This window comes from Achromobacter maghribensis, from assembly GCF_057334215.1.
The window spans coordinates 81,277-98,847 of record NZ_JBHFII010000036.1 but is presented as its reverse complement, the minus strand read 5'-3'; the positions used below and the strand labels follow the sequence as shown (position 1 = coordinate 98,847).

Here is a 17,571-nt window from a genome sequence, read left to right as displayed (position 1 = left end):
TGCCAAAAGGGATGGAGGATTTTTCCGCGCTGGCTGGCGCACGGCCAGAAATTTGTGTATAGTTGCGGACTTCGTTGGCCTGGTAGCTCAGTCGGTAGAGCAGAGGATTGAAAATCCTTGTGTCGGTGGTTCGATTCCGCCCCAGGCCACCAAAAGAATTATTGGGGTTGCGGTAGCCAACAGGCAGCCAATACCAAACCCCAAAAAAAGCCCAGCCCCGCGCTGGGCTTTTTGCAAAGCGTACCTGTTCAGGTATTGGCCTGGTAGCTCAGTCGGTAGAGCAGAGGATTGAAAATCCTTGTGTCGGTGGTTCGATTCCGCCCCAGGCCACCAAAAGAATTATTGGGGTTGCGGTAGCCAACAGGCAGCCAATACCAAACCCCAAAAAAAGCCCAGCCCCGCGCTGGGCTTTTTGCAAAGCGTACCTGTTCAGGTATTGGCCTGGTAGCTCAGTCGGTAGAGCAGAGGATTGAAAATCCTTGTGTCGGTGGTTCGATTCCGCCCCAGGCCACCAAAAGAATTATTGGGGTTGCGGTAGCCAACAGGCAGCCAATACCAAACCCCAAAAAAAGCCCAGCCCCGCGCTGGGCTTTTTGCAAAGCGTACCTGTTCAGGTATTGGCCTGGTAGCTCAGTCGGTAGAGCAGAGGATTGAAAATCCTTGTGTCGGTGGTTCGATTCCGCCCCAGGCCACCACCCCCATCTTGCAGCAAACTCCCCCGCACCAAAACGCTGAAAATCAGCGCCGTAGACGATATGCCTCCTCGTCGAGGCCTCAACGCGTCCCTTTACATTCGATGTAGTCGAAAATCCTGTCGCGGTCTTCCATCGCGAACGCTGACCACTCAACCCTCACGCCTTGCCCTCAGCCTTGCGCAGGGCGGCGGCGCGGCGTTTGGCAAAATGGGCTGAAGCCTCTTCGTTGGGCACGGCCGGGCGCGTGTCGCTCAAGGCTTCCTGCACTTTGGCACGAAACCAAGCGTCATGCGCGGCGGGGTCCACGGCAAAATTGAACGGCAGCGCGCCTTCGTTGGCCACGCGGGTCAAGAGAATACGCACGGCGTCCGACACGGTGAGCCCCATGTTGTTTAGGACTACCGTCGCGCGTTCTTTCAGGACCGGGTCGATGCGGGTTTGAACCAGGGCAGTGGCAGGCATGACAGGCCTCCTATTGGAATGAACTTGGGACCGCTCGATTGTAATTCAATTGAATTACACAAAACCATCATCGCCTGCCCTGCTCGAAGCCCTCGCGGACTTTTGGCGCGAACTCATGAAATTGCGGGCCAGACGGACGTAAACCCATTGCAGGGTAAAATCTCCCCTGCTCCGGGGTGCACGCCAGTGCTGAGATTCAGACCCGCGAACTTGACCCGGTTCATGCCGGCGTAAGAAGAGCATTCGCCTTGCCAGGCCGCGCCGATGCGCCGCTTGTGCAGGCGGGCTTCGGAGCTTCCTTGTACTGGAATCAACGAACGCCCATGAACAACGTCGCCCCGCCGGTCGCGGACCTACTCGAATTCATTGCCCAGGACGGCTGCACCGACGAACAGTTCGATCAGCTTGCGCTGCGGCTTTTCGCCTATCAGTACGGGGCCAGCGCGCCCTATCGCAGCTTCTGCCAGCGCCGCGGCGTGACCGTGCGCAACGTGAAGACGTGGAGCGATATTCCGGCGGTGCCGATCGACGCCTTCAAGGCGATGGAACTGCGTTGTGAAGCGCCGCGGTCCGACGAGCGCGTGTTCATGACCAGCGGCACGACGCGCGCGGATATGCGCGGGCGCCACTTTCATCCGCATCTGGACGTCTATGACCTGTCCATGACCCGCAATTTCGCCCAGCGCGTCATGCGGGGCACGGCGCGCTTGCCGATGGGCATTTTGTTCCCCGACGAAATCGAGATGCCCAATTCGTCGCTGGCGCATTATCTGGCGCTGGCGAAGTCCGCGTTCGGCACGGAAGACAGCCGCTATTTCATGTCGGCGCAGGGCATCGATCTGGACGGCCTGTGGCGCCGGCTGGAAGAGGCCGAGCGCCGGGGCGAGCCCTATGCGCTGCTGGGCGCCAGTTTCAGCTTCGTGCATGTGATCGACGCGTTGCGCAAGGAAGGCCGCTCGTTCCGCCTGCCGCCGGGCAGCCGCATCCTGGATACCGGCGGCTACAAGGGCCAGTCGCGTGAATTGCCGCTGGACACCTTCTATTCGGAACTCTCGGCGCTGCTGGGCGTGCCGCGCACGCTGTGCATCAACATGTACGGCATGACGGAACTCAGCACGCAGTTCTACGATGACGGCAATGCCGTCGTGCCGTCGGTCAAGTCGGGCCCGCACTGGATCCGTTCGCGCCTGGTGGATCCGGCCACCGGCCACACGGTGCCGGCCGGCGAACGCGGCATCCTGGCGCACTGCGACCTGGGCAACTTCAATTCGGTCAACACCATCCTGACGGAAGACGTCGGGCTGCCGGCCGACGGCGGCTTCTTGCTGCTGGGCCGCGCCGAGGGCGCGCAGGCCAAGGGGTGTTCGCTGGCGGTGGAAGAGTTCATCCGGTCGGCCACGCCATGAAGACCGTGTGGGTCGAAGCGGGATACTTGCCGGGAATGGCCGCGGCCGATGTCCAGTGGCAAGTCCTGCCGTTCGAGCAAGACGGCCAGCGCGTGGACGTCGCGGTGCCGGTGTTGTCCGCGCCGCAGATGCAGGCGCTGGCGCAGCGCGTCAAGCACGCCAGCGCGCAGCATCTGAAGACGATGACGGTGTCGGAAATCATCGCCGTCATCGACCGCGCCATCGCTCGCCTGCTGGATCCGAACGACCCGTATCGACGGCAGGCCGACGCGCTGCTGCCGATCGTCAGCGGCTACGACGCCGAGATGGTGCGGCTGGGGCTGACCGGTTTTTTCAAGACCTTTCGCGCCCCGCAGCTGCATCGCTTCGTGGCCGAAGATTTTGCCAACCCCAAGGTGCTGGACGGTTTTCAGCCTGCGGCCAAGGGCGGCGCCGTGCGTGCCTACGGTCCGCAGCTGCTTGCGCACAGCTGGGCCGGCAATGTGCCCGCGCTGGCGCTATGGAGCCTGGTCTGCGGCCTGCTGGTGAAGGCGGGAAATATCGGCAAGCTGCCCAGCGCCGAACCGCTGTTCGCGGGCTGGTTCGCGCGGCTGCTGGCGGAAGTTCATCCGCCGCTGGCCGATTGCCTGGCCGTGGTGTGGGGGCGCGGCGCCGGCGGCGACGACGCGTCGGCGCTCTACGCCCAGGCCGACACGGTGGTGGCGTATGGCGGCAATGACGCGCTGCACGCCATTCAACGCCGCCTGCCCGTCACGACGCGTTTTTTGGCCCACGGCCACAAACTGGGTTTCGGCGTGGTCAGCGCGATGGCGCTGGATGCCCAGAAGGCGCCCGCGCTGGCCCGCCGCGCCGCGTGGGACGTGATGCGCTATGACCAGCAGGGCTGTTATTCCCCGCATGTCTTCTATGTGCAGCGTGGCGGCCCGGTCTCGCCGCGCGACTTCGCCGGCTATGTGGCGGGCGAGCTGTCGAACCTGCAGCGGCGCTTTCCGCGCCGCGCGCTGGAATTGGAAGAATCGGCCGCCGTGGCGAAGTGGCGCCAGTCGATCGAATGGGCGCTGTCGCCGGACGGCGCGGATGCCCTGATCGGCGACCCCGCCGCGCCCTGGAGCGTGGCCTACGCCGACGATGCGGCGTCGCTGACGCCGACGGCCCTGCAGCGCAGCATCACGGTAGCCGGCATCGATGCGCTGGATGACGTGGCGCCGCTGGTGGAGGCCCGTCGCGAATTCCTGCAAACCGCCGGCGTTGCCGCCACGCCGGAAGAGCTGTACCGGCTGGCCGAGCAACTGGGCGCGGCGGGCGTCACGCGCATCAGCGCCATCGGCGCGATGAGCATGCCGGAAGCCGGCTGGCACCACGATGGCCGTTTCAATTTGCTGGACCTGGTTCGCATGGCCGAGATCGAGCTGTCCGCCGAAGCCGCAGCCGAACCGTTCGCGCGCTACGAGCCATGAACGCCGATCCGTCCGCGCCCTTCCTGGACATCGACCGGGTCGTCTACACCTACCCCGGCAGGCCGGCCATCGTCGACGGTATCGACTGGCGGCTTGCGGCGGGCGGATTCCATTGCCTGGTCGGCCGCAGCGGCTGCGGCAAGACGACGCTGCTCAAGCTGGCCGCGGGCCTGCTGACGCCGCAGTCCGGCCGCGTTCGGCTGTGGGACGGCACGCCTGCCGTGCCTGGCCCGCAACTGGGGTATGTTTTCCAAGCGCCCACGCTGCTGGAATGGCGCCGCGTCATCGACAACGTGCTGCTGCCCGTGTCGCTGCAACGCCGGCCATCCACGAACGACATCGACCATGCGCACGAACTGCTGGCGATGCTGGGCTTGTCCGATCACGCGCGGCATTACCCCCGGCAACTGTCCGGCGGCCAGCAAAGCCGGGTAGCGCTGGCGCGCGCGTTGATCCTTCGGCCGGCCCTGCTGCTATTGGATGAGCCCTTCGCCGCGCTCGACGCGATCACGCGCGGCGAGCTGCAGGACGACTTGATCCGAATGTGCCGCCTGCGCAAGACGACCGTGCTGTTCGTCACGCATGACATCGGCGAGGCCGTGTACCTGGGCGACCGCGTCGCGGTCATGCATCAGGGGCGCATGGTGGCCGACGTGCACGTCGACCTGCCCGCGCCGCGCACGCAGTCGATGCGGCATGGCGCCGCCTTCAACGCGCATTGCGCGCAGGTGTTCGGATTCATGAACGGGGCGCGCCCATGAAACAGGCTTTCCATTCCCGCCTGCTTGCGTGGGCCATGCTTGCGGTGCTGGTGGGCGCCTGGGAAGCGACCGTGCGGCAAGCGGGCATCTCCGCACTGGTGCTGCCCGCCCCTTCCGTCGTGGCCAAGACGTTGTGGACCAGCCTTGCCACCGGCTACCTATGGCCGCACATCGGCGCGACGCTTGCCGAGATGCTGCTGGGCCTGGCGCTGGGTGGCGCGGCCGGTCTGGCGATGGGCGTGGCGCTGGCCGAGTCGGCCCTGCTGGACCGCGTGCTCAAGCCCTACGTCATTGTCAGCCAGGTGGTCCCCAAGCTGGCGCTGGCCCCGCTATTCGTGCTGTGGTTCGGGTTCGGCATGGCGCCCACGGTCGTCATGACCGCCCTGATCTGCTTCTTTCCCTTGATGGAAAACACGTTGACCAGTCTGCGGCAGGTGGATCCGAACCGTCTGCAACTGTTCCGCATGCTGGGCGCCTCGCGCGGGCAGACCTTGCTGCGCCTGAAGCTGCCTGCGGGCCTGCCGGGCATTCTGGCCGGCTTGCGCGTGGCGCTGGTGCTGGCGCTGGTAGGCGCCGTGGTAGGCGAATTCATCGGCGCCAGCCGCGGGCTGGGCGCCGTCATCATCGCCGCGCAGGGCATGATGGACACGCCCCTCATGTTCGCCGCGCTGACCGCCATCGCTGCCATCGGATTGCTGGGCTATCAGGCCACGCTGATGCTGGAGCGGCGGCTGCTGCGCCCCTACGCCGATCATTCATGACATTTTCCAGGACTCTTCCCATGCTCCCGTCCCCTACCCGCCGCACGCTGCTGGCTGCGGCCGCGAGCCTTGCCGCGGCGTCTTTGGCGCCGCTGGCCGCGCGCGCGCAAAACGCCCAAACCGCTGCGTCCGGCAGGATCACGCTGGCCGGCTGGAGCAAGCCCATCAGCGAAATCACCAACATCCTGGCCGAACCCGACAAAGGCTTCTTCAAGGCGCAAGGTGTGGAACTGGTCTACCTGCCGGGCGCGGGTGGCGGCGACGCGATCCGCAATATCCTCAGCGGCCAGGCCGACGTGGCGTTCACCGACCCCGGTTCGTTCTTCATGGCCTTGGACAAGGGCGAAAAGCTGCGGGCCATCTACGACATCTATCCGCGGAACGTCTTCAACGTGGTGTCGCTGAAGTCGGCCGGCATCACGCGCCCGGCGGACTTGAAAGGCAAACGCATCGGTGTCTACAGCCTGGCCAGCGGCACGCGCCAGAACCTGCTGGTGCTGCTGCACCAGGCGGGCCTGACCGAAGCGGACGTTGAAATCGTGGTGACCGGCGTACTGAATTTCGCCCCCCTGCTACAAGGCCAGGTCGACGCCACCGCGGCCACCGACACCGGGCTGCTGGTGGGGCGCCGGCGCGGCCTGGGCGACGTCAACGTGATGAACGTGGCCGACACGCTTAACGTGTCCAGCGACCTGTTCGTGGTGCGCGAGCAGACTCTCCAACCCAAGCAGGCGCTGCTGCGGTCCTTCCTGAAGGCTTACCGCGACAGCGCCGCGTGGATGATCGCCCAACCGAAGGAAGCCGCCACGCTGGCCGGCAAGCGCGCCATCGACGGCACCGACCGCGCCATCAACCTGGAAGTGATCAAGCTGCGCAATGCCGCGTCGATTGCCTCGGGCGGACGCCCGCTGGGCACGATCGATCTGGACTCGCTGCAGAAGGCGGCCGATGTCTACCGAGCGCTGGGCCTGGTGCAACAGCGCATTGACGTGGCGGCTGCCGTGGACGCCAGCCTGCTGCCGGCGGCCTGACATGAACGCTGCCCTGAAGTTCGCAGGCAAGGTGGTGCTAGTGACCGGCGCCAGCCGTGGCATTGGCGCCGAGATCGCGCGCGGCTTTGCGCGGGAAGGCGCGACGGTGGTCGTCAATTACCTGAGCAGTGCCGACGCGGCCGAGGCCGTAGTGGCGCAATGCCAGGCCGCCGGCGGCGACGCCTGGGCTGTGCAGGCTGACGTCGGTTCACCGGAAGCGGTGCGCGGCATGGTTGACGGTATCGTGCAGGACGCCGGCCGGCTGGATGTGGTCGTCAACAATGCCTTGCGGCATTACGCCTTCAATCCGCGCCAGCGGACGGCATTCGACGACATCGCCTGGCAGGACTATCAATCGCAATTCGACGGCGCGGTCGGCGCGGCGTTCAACGTCTGCCGCGCCGCGCTGCCGCATTTCAAGCAGCGCGCGCAAGGCTGCATCGTCAACATCGCCACCAACCTGGTCGAGCAGCCGGTGGTGCCGTATCACGACTACACCACGGCCAAGGCCGCCCTGGTGGCGTTCAGCCGCAACCTGGCGTCGGAACTGGGCCCTTTCGGGATACGGGTCAACTGCGTCGCCCCCGGCTTGGTCTACCCGACCCAAGCCAGCGGCGCCGCCCAGGAATCGTTCCGCGAACAACTGGCCGCCGCCACGCCGCTGCGGCGCATCGCGCGGCCCGAAGACATCGCCGGCCCGGTGCTGTTCCTGGCGTCCGACTGGAGCGGATTCATGACCGGCCAAGTGCTGTTCGTGGACGGCGGACTGGTGATGCGCTAGAGTGGGTAGCACCCCGGTTCGCCGCATCCCAACGGAGTCGCGACATGCGCGTCCGAGCACGAATCCTTCATGGCCTGTTCGGATCGCTTTTCAGCCTGTTTCCCAGGCTGTTCCTTGGGCTGCTCTTTGCGGTGCTCTTTGCCCTGCTCCTGGGGCTGCCTGCGCAGGCAAGCACGCAGGCCGCGTCGGCACCGCCCGCTCCCGCGCAGGCGCCGCCCCCCGTCATCCAGATCGCGGACATCCCCCTGCGGGCGGATACCGACATGCGCTACGCCGAAGGGGTGCTGCAACGCGTGGCGGCGGCCGATCCGGGCACCGCGCTCACGCCCGCGCTGGACGCCATCGCCCAGTCCGTCGACGAAAAGCTTTATGAATTCCAGCCGGCCCAGTTGCGCACCCTGCCCATCATGCGGGTGGAAAGCCTGGAACGGCATTGGCTCTTCGACGCACGCCGACTGGCGCGTTGGCATGCCGACCTGCGGCAGGCCACGTCCTGGTACGCCAACGACGCCGCCGATCTGTTCCGCCGCCGGGTCGCCTGGCAGGCCGTCAAGGACGCCCCCGACGCCGCCAGCCTGCCACCCGCCCTGGCCGACCGCGTGGATGCAGTCCTGGCGCAGTTGAGCGCTGCCGGGCAGGCGTTGTCCGGCCCCCTCTCCCGCCAGGTCGAACTGGAACAACGCGCCAACGCCGTCGAAGAACGGATCAAGACCGGCCAGCGCTCGGTGGCCGACGCGATCGACTACATCGACGCCCGCCTGATGCGCGTGGACTCGCCGCCGCTGTGGGCCTTGGGCGGGACGCAGAAAGCAGGCGAAAACACCATGGCCCTGCTGCGGACCGGCCTGGAGATCGAGGTGCGTTTCGCGCGGGACTACGGCGCGGCCGACAGCGGCAATCAGCGCGCCCTGCGCGTGCTGCAAGTGCTGCTGCTGCCGCTATTGCTGTGGCTGGCCCGAAAGAGCCGCGACGCGATCCGCGCAGGCGTGATGAGTGAAACCGCCGCCGGCGTGCTGGGCCGCCCGCTATCCACGTGGCTGCTGCTGTCGATGCTGGGCGTGCTGGCCCTGGAGCCGGATGCGCCGCTGATGGTGCAGCAGGTTGCGCTGGTGTTGGCGGCCGTGCCCGTGCTGCGGCTGCTGCCACCATCCGCCCGCCGGCAGATGGATTACTGGCCGCCCGTGATCACCGCGCTGTTCCTGGCCGAACGGCTGGGCTTCCTGTTCCTGGCCAACACGCTGTTCTACCGGATTTCCACCGTGGCGCTGACGGTGTGCGCGCTGGCCGCCATCTTGTGGCTGATGCGCCGCGTCCACCGCCTGACGCCTACCGCGTCGACGCCGCTGGGGCGCGCCCTGCGGGCCATTGCCTGGGGCGCCGCCGCGTTGCTGTGCGTGTCGCTGGCCGCCAACCTGTTCGGCAATGTGTCCCTGGCGGAAATGCTGACCAGCGCCGTCATCGGCAGCGGCTACTTCGGGCTGGTGCTGTACGCCGGCGTGACCGTCATCATCACGCTGCTGCAACTGCTGCTGGCGCGCCAGGGGATCTCGCGCTTCCGGCTGGCGCGCGACCATGCGCCGCCCCTGGTGCAGTTGCTGATCCGCCTGTTGACGGCAGGCGCCGCTGCGGGCTGGGCGCTCTACGCCATGGACCGCTTCCGCATCCTGCGCGCCACCTATGCGTTCGTGGCCGAAGTGCTTTCCTACACGCTGGCGGTGGGCGAGATCTCGATCAGCCTGGGCAACGTCCTGGTGTTCCTGATCTCGGTGGTGATCGCGTTCTGGGCGGCGCGCACGATACGCCTTGTGCTGCACGACGAGGTGCTGACCCGCATGGCGCTGCCGCGCGGCGTAGGCAACAGCATCGCGTCGCTGACGTACTACCTGGTGCTGCTGCTGGGCCTGGGCATCGCGCTGTCGGCCGCGGGCTTCCAGACCAGCCAGTTGACCATCGTGTTCGGCGCGCTGGGCGTGGGCATCGGCTTCGGGCTGCAAGGTGTCGTGAACAACTTCGTGTCGGGGCTGATCCTGATGTTCGAACGCCCCATCCAACCCGGCGACGTGGTGGACATCAGCGGCACGTCCGGGCAGGTGCGCGACATCGGCATGCGGGCCACGCGGATCAAGACTTTCGAAGGCGCCGACGTCATCGTGCCGAACGGCACGCTGCTATCCGAAAAGCTGACCAACTGGACGATGCTGGACCGCAGCCGGCGCATCGAAGTCGGTATCGGCGTGGCCTACGGTTCGGACCCGCGCGAGGTCATCACAGTGCTGGCGAACGTGGCGCGGCAGACGCCGGGCATTGAGGCCGACCCCGCCCCGGTCGTGCTGTTCATGGGGTTCGGAACCAGCGCGCTGGACTTCAGCCTGCGCGCCTGGACCACTGATTTCGACCGGTGGATCGATATCCGCAGCGACATGCTGACGGGCATGTACAGCGCGTTGAAGCAGGCCGGCATCGACATCCCGTTCCCGCAACGCGACCTGCATCTGCGCAGCATTTCCGGCGACGCCGGCGCCATTCTGGCGGCGCGGCATCCGCAACCCGAAGAGCCGGCGCCGGGCTGAACCGCCGACGGCGGCAACAGCGCCGGGGCAACCTACGCCGGCATTGCCTCTTTCACCAACTCGACCCAGTAATGCGCGCCCAGCGGCAGAATGTCGTCGTTGAAATCGTAGTACGGGTTATGCACAGGCGGATTGTCGAGCCCCGGGCGCGCCGCGCCGACGAACACATAGGCGCCCGGCCGCTGCTCCAGCATGTACGCAAAATCTTCCGAGCCCATGCGCGGCGTGCACGCCGTGTCCACCTGTTCCGCCCCCACCACTCGCGAGGCGGCCCGGGCGGCCAGTTGCACTTCGGGGCCGGTGTTGACGCAGGCCGGATAACCGCGGAACACCTGCACGTCGATCGACGCGCCCGAGGTCACGGCCACGCCCGCGCACACCTCGCGCAGCCGGCGCTCGGCCAGTTCGCGCGTGGCGGCCGTCAACGTGCGGCAACTGCCCCGCAGCTGCACGCTGTTGGGCACCACGTTCCAGGTATCGCCGGCATGGATCTGCGTGATGCTCAGGGCCAACGCGTCGGTGGGCTTCACATTCCGGCTGACGATGGTCTGCATGGCCACGACCAGCTGCGCCGCCGCCACGATGGGGTCCACGCCATGTTCCGGCTGGGCCGCGTGGCAGCCCTTGCCGGTCACCGTGATCTCGTAGGTATCGCAATTGGCCATCACCGTGCCCACGCGGGTCGCCACCGTGCCGAACGGCAGGTTGGGCGAGTTGTGCAGCGCGAAGACCGCATCGCACGGGAATAGGTCGAAGAGCCCGTCGCGCACCATCGCCAGGCCGCCGCCCGCATGCTCTTCGGCGGGCTGGAAGATGAAATGCAGGGTGCCCCGCCAGCCGGGATCGCTGGCCAGATGATGGGCCGCGCCCAGCAGCATCGCGGTGTGGCCGTCGTGGCCGCAGCCATGCATCTTGCCGGCGATGGTGGACCGGTGCGAGGCATCGCCCAGCTCTTGCATGTCCAGCGCGTCCATGTCGGCGCGCAGGCCGATCACCGGCCCCGCGCCCCGCGCCATCGTGCCCACCACGCCGGTCTGGCCCAGCCCGCGATGCACGACGGCACCGGCTCGTTCCAGTTCGCGGGCCACCAGGTCGGCCGTGCGGAATTCACAGAACGCGGTTTCAGGATGCGCGTGCAGATCGCGGCGCCATTCGCGCATTTGACGCAGCAAGTCAGGGCTGACGGGCGATTCGACGAGGGTCATGGGGCGGTCTCCGTAGGACAGGCTTGGGGGAAATACGGCTATCAACTATAGACAGCCCCGGGTACAAAGCCGATAGCAATGATCCGCGCTTATCGATGCGGTTTTTGCAACGATCCCCCTAAGCCAACACCGCGGCAAGGAAGCGCCTTGATGGAAGATGTCCTGGAATTCAAGCGGACGCTATGTCTGCTGCAAGTCATCGAGACCGGCACCTTGCGCGCCGCGGCCGACCAGTTGAATACCGATCCGTCGGCCATCAGCCGCGCCATCGCGCGGCTGGAATCGGACACCGGGCTGACCTTGCTGGAACGCCGCGGCCGCGGCGTCGTGCCCACCGATGCCGGCCGGCTGGTGGCGTTGTTCGCGCGCCGGCAGCAAGACTTGAACGAATCCTTCCAGGCCGAGGTCAACAACCTGAAAAGCGCGACTCGCGGCCATGTGGAACTGGCGCTGGGCGAGGGTTTCGTCGACATGCTGCTTGAACCCGTGCTGCTGTCGTTCGTGCGCGAGCATCCCGACATCACCTACAGCATCCATGTCGCGGGCACCAACGAAACCGTGCGTTGCATCGTGGAAGAGCGCGCGCAGATCGCGCTGGCCTTCCAGCCGCCCAACGACGTGCGATTGCGCTCGCACTATTCGCGCGCCGCCCCCATGCGCGTCCACGTGCACAAGGGCCATCCCCTGGCCCGTACGCGCCGGGCCCTGCGGCTGTCGGACCTGGCGCCCTACGGCTGGGCCGCGATGGACGAATCGTTCGGCGTGCGTCAGCACATCCAGGCGGCGGAGCTGGACGAAAACGTCAAACTCAAACCCGCGCTGCTGACCAACTCGTTCAAGATCCTGTGGGAGTTCGCCAGCCAGGGGCTGGGCTATGTCGTGAACCCGCTGTCCATGCCGCTCAAGGGCGCGCAGTTCCGCCAGATGGTGTCACTGCCGCTGGCCAACCCGATCCTGAACAACAGCCGCACCCATGTCATCAGCCTGGCCGGCCGCCACCTGCCGCCCGCGACGGCCAGCATGTTGCGCCACATCCTGAAGACGTTTCCCGCGCTGGAAGCCCGGCGCGTCTGACGCGTCCGCATGCCGGCCGACCCGCGCATCGTTGCGGAAATCACAATGATCCGACCCGCCGCCCGACATTGATGCGGGCAAACGCCGCTGCCTAGACTGCATGGAGCCGTCCGGAAATCCGGAACGCCCTAAAACAGCGAAGACAAGGGAGAAGCAGCATGCGTTGGAACCTACCGGCCCGGGCGGCCGCCATTTGCCTGGCGGCCTGCGCCGCCGCCCCGCTGGCGAATGCCGCGGAGTACCCCGCCGAAAAGCCCCTGAGCCTGATCGTGCCCTATCCGGCCGGCGGCGCCAGCGATGCCTCGGCACGGCAGTTCGGCGTGCACATCGCCCATGCGCTGAAACAGCAGGTCGTCGTGGAAAACGTGGGCGGCGGCGCCGGCATGCTGGGCGCGCGCCGCGTGCTGACCAGCCCGCCCGACGGCTACACCTTCCTGCACGGTTCCGCCAACGAGGTCATCCTGAGCCCGTTCCTGAACAGCGCGGCGCGCTACAAGCCCGAGGATTTCCGGCTAACCCAACCCATCAGCGAAGCCACCATCGTGCTGCTGGCGCGCGCCGACCTGCCCGTCTCGAACGTCGACGACTTCATCGCCTACGCCAAGCGCCCCGGGGCCAAGCCCCTGACCTTCGGCAGCGTCGGCGTGGGGTCGCTTTATCACATCATGACCGAGTACCTGGGACGGCGCGTGGGCGCTGAATTCCTGCATGTGCCGTACCGCGGCGCGGCGCCCGCCTTGCAGGACCTGATTGGCCGCCAGGTCGATTTCGCGGTCCTGCCGTACCAGCAGGCGATGGAGGGCATGGCGGCGCAGCAGCAGCTGAAGATCCTGACCAGCTTTTCCGACACCTTGCCCGCGCCGCTGGCCAAACTGCCGCGGATCTCGCAAAGCCAGACCATCCCGGACTTCGTCTACACGATCGCGGGCGGCTACTACGTGCGCCAGGACACGCCGGCGCCGGCCGTGAACACCCTGCGTCGCGCCGTCGGTTATGCGCTTTTGCAACCCGAACTGCGCGAGCGGATGGAAGCGGAAGGCCGTTTGCTGCTACCGCCCATGAGCCAGCAGGACGCCGACGCCTATGCGGTGGCGCAAGTCGCCAAATATCAGGAAATGATCCAGGCGCTGGGCCTCAAGCCGATGTAGCCACGGGCACCGTCAAGCCGTTCTTCACGCGGTTCATCACCACCAGCGTGGAGAAGCGCTTGACGTTCGGGTTGCCCCAGAAATGGCGCTGGGCGAAAACTTCGTATTCGGCCATGTCGGACATGGTCAGCGTCAGCACGAAATCGACCTCGCCCGTGACCGAGAGGCACTGCATGATCTCGGGCGCGCCCTGCATCGCGCGCTTGAACTGATCAAGCTTGTCGGCGCGTTCGCTTTCCAGCGACACCAGCACCACCATCATGATGCCGCGGCCTACGGCGGCGGGGTCCACCACCGACACGTCGGCAGTGACCACGTTGGATTCGCGCAGCCGCTTCATGCGGCGCAGGCAGGACACCGGCGACAGGTTCACGCGCTGGGCGACGTCCTGGCTGGTGCGCTGGTTGTCTTCCTGCAGGCTTTGCAGGATTTGAAGGTCGAAATCGTCTAGTTCCATGGGGTCTCGGAACGCAGGGTATCCGGCCGAAGGGGGCCATCGCCAGATTCTAATCCTGGCGGCGACGGAACCTGGCCCCATTTCGACGGGAAACTTCATTTCAGCCCGGCCTGACGCAGGAATTCATCAGCCGCCTTGCTTACACTGGGAGCCTGCCACCCGCCACGCGGGATTTCCAGCCGTATCCCGCAATGCCCTCACTCCAGCTTTTCCTGCTTTTCCTCGCCGCCGACGCGGCGCTCAAACTCACGCCCGGCCCGGACATGGCGCTGACGCTGTCACGCGGAATGACGCAAGGATTCCGGCCCGCCTTCCATAGCGTGTTGGGCAATGTGGCGGCCGGCTTCATCCAGGTGCCCGCCGTGGTGCTGGGCCTGGCGTCGGTGCTGCGCGCCTTTCCCGCGTTGTTCGTGGGCATCAAGGCGGCGGGCGGCCTGTACCTGGGCTATCTGGGCATCAAGGCGATCATCCGCTGCGCACAGTCGGCCGACGTGTCCTTGAGCGCCCGGCCGGGCGACGCCCGCGACGCCTTCTGGCAAGGGTTCTTGACGAACCTGCTGAACCCGAAGGTGTTGCTGTTCATGATCGCGTTCCTGCCGCAGTTCACGACCCCGGACAACGGGCCGGTCTGGCTCCAGATGTTGGTGCTGGGCATCACGATGAAGGTGCTGAGCCTGCCCTACGGCAGCTTCTTCGCCTATGGCGCGTCGCGCATCCGCGGCTGGGTCGGGCGCAATCCGTGGTTCCTGCGGATGCAGCAAGGCTTGCTGGGCGCCATCATGGTCGGCCTGGCCCTGTTTGTGCTTTACTCCACCGCCGCGAACCCAACCCCCTGATTCCCCGCTTTTCGCCTCACGCCGCTTCCATGACCGCCGCCACGCTGAATACCGGGCACAACGCCTCGGCCTCCACCCTGCTTCCCACCCTGTCGCTGATTGGCGCCATGGCCTCGCTGTGCATTGGCACGTCGTTCGCCAAGTCGCTGTTTCCCGAAGTAGGCGCCCAGGGCACGACGGCCTACCGCATCGTCATCGGGGCAATCATCCTGATCGCGTTCTGGCGCCCGTGGCGCTTTCCGCTGACCCGCCAGAACGCCGCCAAGATCGCGTTGTACGGCGTCACGCTGGCCTGCATGAACCTGCTGTTCTACATGGCGCTGCGCACGCTGCCGCTGGGCGTGGCGATCGCCATTGAATTCACCGGGCCGCTAACGCTAGCGGTGGTGCTGTCGCGGCGCGCGATCGATTTCGTCTGGATCGCCTGCGCGCTGGCCGGACTGGTGCTGCTGATCCCCACCGGGCAATCCATCCATGACCTGGACCCGACCGGCATCGCCTACGCGCTGGCCGCCGCGGTCTGCTGGGCGCTCTACATCATCTTCGGCAAGATGGCCGGCAATGTGCACGGCGGGCAGGCGACGTCGCTGGGCCTGCTGGCGGCGACGATGGTCGCCCTGCCCGTGGGCGCGGCCCATGCGGGCATGGCCTTGCTTGACCCCAAGCTGATCCTGGCCGGCATCGGCGTAGGCATCCTGTCCAGCGCGCTGCCGTATTCATTGGAAATGGTGGCGTTGCGGCGTTTGCCGCAGAAAACCTTCGGCGTGCTGCTCAGCATGGAACCCGCGATGGGCGCGTTGGCCGGCGTGATCGTGCTGAATGAACACCTGACCCAAACGCAGTGGCTGGCCATCTGCGGGATCATCCTGGCATCCGCGGGTTGCGCCGCGACCGCGCAGCGCACCCGCAAGCTGCCTGCCCCGCCGGCTCCGGACTAAGCCGGGCCGAAGGCACCAGACCCGGGCCCGGCCCCGGCCCCGGCTTGCTGCGGCTTATTCCGCCGAAATGCCTTTGTGGCGGATCACCGCGCCCCAGCGCTTGTATTCCTCGCCGGCATAGGCAGCGAATGCCTGCGGCGTGCTGCCGGTGGGCTCCATGCCTTGCAGCGTCAATTGCTTGATCACGTCGGGCGATTGCAGCGCCGCGACGATGGCGCGGCTAAGTTTTTCGACAATGGGCGCTGGCGTGCCAGCCGGCGCCACCACGCCTTGCCACGCCGCCGCTTCAAACACATGCCCGCCTGCTTCCGCGAAGGTAGGCACGTCCGGCAGTTGCGCCGACCGCCGTGCCGACGGCACCGCGATGGCACGCAGCTTGCCCGCCTGGATCAACGGCCGGGCGGCAGCCAGGTCGGCCATCATCATCGGCACCACGCCGGAGGCGACGTCCTGCAAGGCGGGCGGCGTGCCCTTGTAGGGAATGGCCGTCGCCTGACCGCCGAACGATTCCAGGAACAGTTCCATGGCCAGATGGTGGGGGCTGCCCACGCCCAACGAGGCATAGCTGCCCGGTTTGGGGCTACGCAGGTAGGCCATCACGGCCGGCAGGTCGGCCAGGCCGGAATCGGGCGAGACCACCAGCACGATGGGCAGCGCCACCAGCGTCGATACCGGCGTCAGGTTCCTGGCCGGATCGTAAGGCAGATCCTTGTACAGCCAGGGGTTCAGGGCCAGGGTGCTCATGCCCGCCGTCATCAGCGTATAGCCGTCCGGCGCGGCACGGGCGGTTTCTTGCGCGGCGACGATGGTGGCGGCGCCAGGCCGGTTTTCGACCACCACCGTCTGGCCCAACGAATCGCCCACGTGCCGGGCGACGATACGGGTGGCGATATCGCTGCCCCCGCCGGGGCTGAACGGCACCAGCCAACGTATCGGATGGTCGGGGAAGTCCGCGGCGAGAACCGAGGCGGAAAACGCGGCGGCCCCCGTCAACGCCGCCACCAGCAAGGCGCGGCGGATGTAGCTTGTGGTCATGACCTGGTCTCCTCGAATGGCGTTCGACTGCTTCTTATTAGTTAACATATTAATTATATTTACAGCGACGCGCATTTCAGGACAACCCGGGAAACCCTCATGGGGAAATCGCGCATTGGCAGCAATCGCGGCAGTCAGCCACGGGCGGCGGACAGCCACCGCAGGCCGGCCGACGTGTCGCCCGCAGGGCGATATTCGCAGCCAATCCAGCCTCGGTAATCCAGCTCGCGCAGCACGTTGAACACCCAGCCGTAATCAAGCTCGCCCCGGTCCGGCTCGTGGCGCAGCGGCACGCCAGCGATCTGCAGGTGGCCCACCCGCCCGGTGGGCAGGTATTCGCGCAGCTTGGCGGTGACGTCGCCTTCCACGATCTGGCAATGGTAGAGGTCCATCTGCACCTTCAGATTAGGCGCGTTGACCGCCTGCACGATGGCATGCGCGTCGTCTTGGCGGTTGAGGATATAGCCCGGAATGTCGCGCGTATTGATGGGCTCGATCAGCACCGTGACGCCCGCCGAGCTGGCCTGACGCGCGGCCCAGGCCAGGTTCTCGCGATAGCAGTCCAGCAGGGCCTCGCGCGGTATGTCCGCCGGCGCCAGGCCCGCCATCACGTGGACGTTCGAGCAGGACAATGCCGTTGCGTAAGCCAGCGCCTGCTCGATGCCCGCCTGGAATTCCGATTGCCGGCCGGGCAGCGCCGCCAGCCCGCGTTCGCCCTGGCTGACCACGCCGGGCGGCGCGTTGAACAGCACTTGCGACACGCCGGCCGCGTCCATGCGCGCGCGCACGAAGGCCGCGGGGGCCTCGTACGGGAACATGCATTCCACGCCCAGGAACCCATCCGCCGCGGCGGCGGCATAGCGGTCCAGGAACGCGTGTTCCGGGTACATCATCGACAGGTTGGCGGCGAATTTCAGCATGGCGGGCTCCGGGCCGGGCGGCATCTCCGGCAAC

At 66.6% G+C, this 17,571-nt stretch carries 16 protein-coding genes, 4 tRNA genes and 1 riboswitch; of the genes, 15 read left to right on the top strand and 5 right to left on the bottom strand.

Annotated elements, in window-relative coordinates; translation table 11 throughout:
- The first annotated feature begins 76 nt into the window (after positions 1 to 76).
- The 4 genes from ACE039_RS15305 (at position 77) to ACE039_RS15290 (ending at position 695) form a co-directional block, all read left to right on the top strand.
- Positions 77 to 152: transfer RNA gene (locus ACE039_RS15305), tRNA-Phe, on the top strand.
- A gap of 105 nt (positions 153 to 257) precedes the next feature.
- Positions 258 to 333: transfer RNA gene (locus tag ACE039_RS15300), tRNA-Phe, on the top strand.
- 105 nt (positions 334 to 438) lie between these two features.
- Positions 439 to 514 (top strand) — tRNA-Phe (locus ACE039_RS15295).
- A 105-nt stretch (positions 515 to 619) separates the two neighbouring features.
- Positions 620 to 695, top strand: a tRNA-Phe gene (locus tag ACE039_RS15290).
- A 156-nt stretch (positions 696 to 851) separates the two neighbouring features.
- Here the strand turns inward: ACE039_RS15290 and ACE039_RS15285 are convergent.
- Positions 852 to 1,157, bottom strand: coding sequence for a type II toxin-antitoxin system RelB/DinJ family antitoxin (locus ACE039_RS15285; RefSeq protein WP_105558740.1), 306 nt, complete (start codon positions 1,155 to 1,157; stop codon positions 852 to 854).
- A gap of 162 nt (positions 1,158 to 1,319) precedes the next feature.
- Positions 1,320 to 1,411: riboswitch (TPP riboswitch) on the top strand.
- A 69-nt stretch (positions 1,412 to 1,480) separates the two neighbouring features.
- On the opposite strand from ACE039_RS15285, the gene ACE039_RS15280 reads away from it, so the two are divergent.
- Genes ACE039_RS15280 through ACE039_RS15250 form a run of 7 tightly spaced genes read left to right on the top strand, consistent with a single transcriptional unit; the run spans position 1,481 to position 9,924 of the window.
- Positions 1,481 to 2,563: a LuxE/PaaK family acyltransferase gene (locus ACE039_RS15280; RefSeq protein ID WP_485822736.1), complete on the top strand. Its 1,083-nt coding sequence runs from the start codon at positions 1,481 to 1,483 to the stop codon at positions 2,561 to 2,563.
- Positions 2,560 to 4,020, top strand: coding sequence for an acyl-CoA reductase (locus ACE039_RS15275; protein WP_485822735.1), 1,461 nt, complete (start codon positions 2,560 to 2,562; stop codon positions 4,018 to 4,020). Before ACE039_RS15280 ends, ACE039_RS15275 begins: the two co-directional genes overlap by 4 nt.
- Complete coding sequence (locus ACE039_RS15270; protein WP_448713183.1) at positions 4,017 to 4,781, top strand: ABC transporter ATP-binding protein; 765 nt, start codon at positions 4,017 to 4,019, stop codon at positions 4,779 to 4,781. The genes ACE039_RS15275 and ACE039_RS15270 overlap by 4 nt, the downstream gene beginning before the upstream one ends.
- Entirely contained in the window at positions 4,778 to 5,542 is a 765-nt protein-coding gene (locus tag ACE039_RS15265) for an ABC transporter permease (protein ID WP_448713182.1), read from the top strand. The genes ACE039_RS15270 and ACE039_RS15265 overlap by 4 nt, the downstream gene beginning before the upstream one ends.
- Before the next feature lie 20 nt (positions 5,543 to 5,562).
- The gene (locus ACE039_RS15260) at positions 5,563 to 6,573 is read left to right on the top strand and encodes an ABC transporter substrate-binding protein (protein WP_485822734.1); all 1,011 of its coding nucleotides are present in this window, start codon (positions 5,563 to 5,565) and stop codon (positions 6,571 to 6,573) included.
- A gap of 1 nt (position 6,574) precedes the next feature.
- The gene (locus ACE039_RS15255) at positions 6,575 to 7,354 is read left to right on the top strand and encodes a 3-oxoacyl-ACP reductase (protein WP_485822733.1); all 780 of its coding nucleotides are present in this window, start codon (positions 6,575 to 6,577) and stop codon (positions 7,352 to 7,354) included.
- A 44-nt stretch (positions 7,355 to 7,398) separates the two neighbouring features.
- Positions 7,399 to 9,924 (top strand): mechanosensitive ion channel domain-containing protein, encoded by a 2,526-nt coding sequence (locus tag ACE039_RS15250; RefSeq protein WP_485822732.1) that lies wholly within the window; start codon positions 7,399 to 7,401, stop codon positions 9,922 to 9,924.
- Positions 9,925 to 9,956: 32 nt separating this feature from the next.
- Here the strand turns inward: ACE039_RS15250 and ACE039_RS15245 are convergent, their stop codons facing one another.
- Positions 9,957 to 11,129: a M20 aminoacylase family protein gene (locus tag ACE039_RS15245; RefSeq protein WP_485822731.1), complete on the bottom strand. Its 1,173-nt coding sequence runs from the start codon at positions 11,127 to 11,129 to the stop codon at positions 9,957 to 9,959.
- Between the two features lie 150 nt (positions 11,130 to 11,279).
- On the opposite strand from ACE039_RS15245, the gene ACE039_RS15240 reads away from it, so the two are divergent.
- A complete protein-coding gene (locus ACE039_RS15240) occupies positions 11,280 to 12,203 on the top strand; it encodes a LysR family transcriptional regulator (RefSeq protein WP_448713177.1) in 924 nt (307 codons plus the stop codon).
- A 158-nt stretch (positions 12,204 to 12,361) separates the two neighbouring features.
- Positions 12,362 to 13,351 (top strand): tripartite tricarboxylate transporter substrate binding protein, encoded by a 990-nt coding sequence (locus ACE039_RS15235; RefSeq protein WP_485822730.1) that lies wholly within the window; start codon positions 12,362 to 12,364, stop codon positions 13,349 to 13,351.
- Here ACE039_RS15235 and ACE039_RS15230 read toward each other — a convergent pair.
- Positions 13,338 to 13,808 carry an Lrp/AsnC family transcriptional regulator gene (locus tag ACE039_RS15230; protein ID WP_105558751.1) on the bottom strand — a complete coding sequence of 157 codons (471 nt, stop codon included), beginning with the start codon at positions 13,806 to 13,808 and terminating at the stop codon, positions 13,338 to 13,340. The two genes, ACE039_RS15235 and ACE039_RS15230, sit on opposite strands and share 14 nt — an antisense overlap.
- 191 nt (positions 13,809 to 13,999) lie before the next feature.
- On the opposite strand from ACE039_RS15230, the gene ACE039_RS15225 reads away from it, so the two are divergent.
- Positions 14,000 to 14,644 carry a LysE family translocator gene (locus ACE039_RS15225; protein WP_485822729.1) on the top strand — a complete coding sequence of 215 codons (645 nt, stop codon included), beginning with the start codon at positions 14,000 to 14,002 and terminating at the stop codon, positions 14,642 to 14,644.
- 29 nt (positions 14,645 to 14,673) lie between these two features.
- Positions 14,674 to 15,582 carry an EamA family transporter gene (locus ACE039_RS15220; protein WP_313463631.1) on the top strand — a complete coding sequence of 303 codons (909 nt, stop codon included), beginning with the start codon at positions 14,674 to 14,676 and terminating at the stop codon, positions 15,580 to 15,582.
- 54 nt (positions 15,583 to 15,636) lie between these two features.
- Here the strand turns inward: ACE039_RS15220 and ACE039_RS15215 are convergent, their stop codons facing one another.
- Positions 15,637 to 16,617, bottom strand: a complete 981-nt coding sequence (locus ACE039_RS15215; RefSeq protein ID WP_485822728.1) for a Bug family tripartite tricarboxylate transporter substrate binding protein — start codon at positions 16,615 to 16,617, stop codon at positions 15,637 to 15,639.
- Between the two features lie 134 nt (positions 16,618 to 16,751).
- Positions 16,752 to 17,537: a 2-oxo-tetronate isomerase gene (gene otnI / locus ACE039_RS15210; protein WP_485822727.1), complete on the bottom strand. Its 786-nt coding sequence runs from the start codon at positions 17,535 to 17,537 to the stop codon at positions 16,752 to 16,754.
- Positions 17,538 to 17,571: the final 34 nt, after the last annotated feature.

Bases quoted from the DNA above. Each gene is read 5' to 3' on its own strand.
- ACE039_RS15240 (WP_448713177.1), top strand. From the start codon at position 11,280: ATGGAAGATGTCCTGGAATTCAAGCGGACGCTATGTCTGCTGCAAGTC.
- ACE039_RS15220 (WP_313463631.1), top strand. From the start codon at position 14,674: ATGACCGCCGCCACGCTGAATACCGGGCACAACGCCTCGGCCTCCACC.
- ACE039_RS15260 (WP_485822734.1), top strand. From the start codon at position 5,563: ATGCTCCCGTCCCCTACCCGCCGCACGCTGCTGGCTGCGGCCGCGAGC.
- ACE039_RS15270 (WP_448713183.1), top strand. From the start codon at position 4,017: ATGAACGCCGATCCGTCCGCGCCCTTCCTGGACATCGACCGGGTCGTC.
- ACE039_RS15255 (WP_485822733.1), top strand. From the start codon at position 6,575: ATGAACGCTGCCCTGAAGTTCGCAGGCAAGGTGGTGCTAGTGACCGGC.
- ACE039_RS15285 (WP_105558740.1), bottom strand. From the start codon at position 1,157: ATGCCTGCCACTGCCCTGGTTCAAACCCGCATCGACCCGGTCCTGAAA.
- ACE039_RS15245 (WP_485822731.1), bottom strand. From the start codon at position 11,129: ATGACCCTCGTCGAATCGCCCGTCAGCCCTGACTTGCTGCGTCAAATG.
- ACE039_RS15235 (WP_485822730.1), top strand. From the start codon at position 12,362: ATGCGTTGGAACCTACCGGCCCGGGCGGCCGCCATTTGCCTGGCGGCC.
- ACE039_RS15265 (WP_448713182.1), top strand. From the start codon at position 4,778: ATGAAACAGGCTTTCCATTCCCGCCTGCTTGCGTGGGCCATGCTTGCG.
- ACE039_RS15225 (WP_485822729.1), top strand. From the start codon at position 14,000: ATGCCCTCACTCCAGCTTTTCCTGCTTTTCCTCGCCGCCGACGCGGCG.
- otnI (WP_485822727.1), bottom strand. From the start codon at position 17,537: ATGCTGAAATTCGCCGCCAACCTGTCGATGATGTACCCGGAACACGCG.
- ACE039_RS15280 (WP_485822736.1), top strand. From the start codon at position 1,481: ATGAACAACGTCGCCCCGCCGGTCGCGGACCTACTCGAATTCATTGCC.
- ACE039_RS15250 (WP_485822732.1), top strand. From the start codon at position 7,399: ATGCGCGTCCGAGCACGAATCCTTCATGGCCTGTTCGGATCGCTTTTC.
- ACE039_RS15230 (WP_105558751.1), bottom strand. From the start codon at position 13,808: ATGGAACTAGACGATTTCGACCTTCAAATCCTGCAAAGCCTGCAGGAA.
- ACE039_RS15275 (WP_485822735.1), top strand. From the start codon at position 2,560: ATGAAGACCGTGTGGGTCGAAGCGGGATACTTGCCGGGAATGGCCGCG.
- ACE039_RS15215 (WP_485822728.1), bottom strand. From the start codon at position 16,617: ATGACCACAAGCTACATCCGCCGCGCCTTGCTGGTGGCGGCGTTGACG.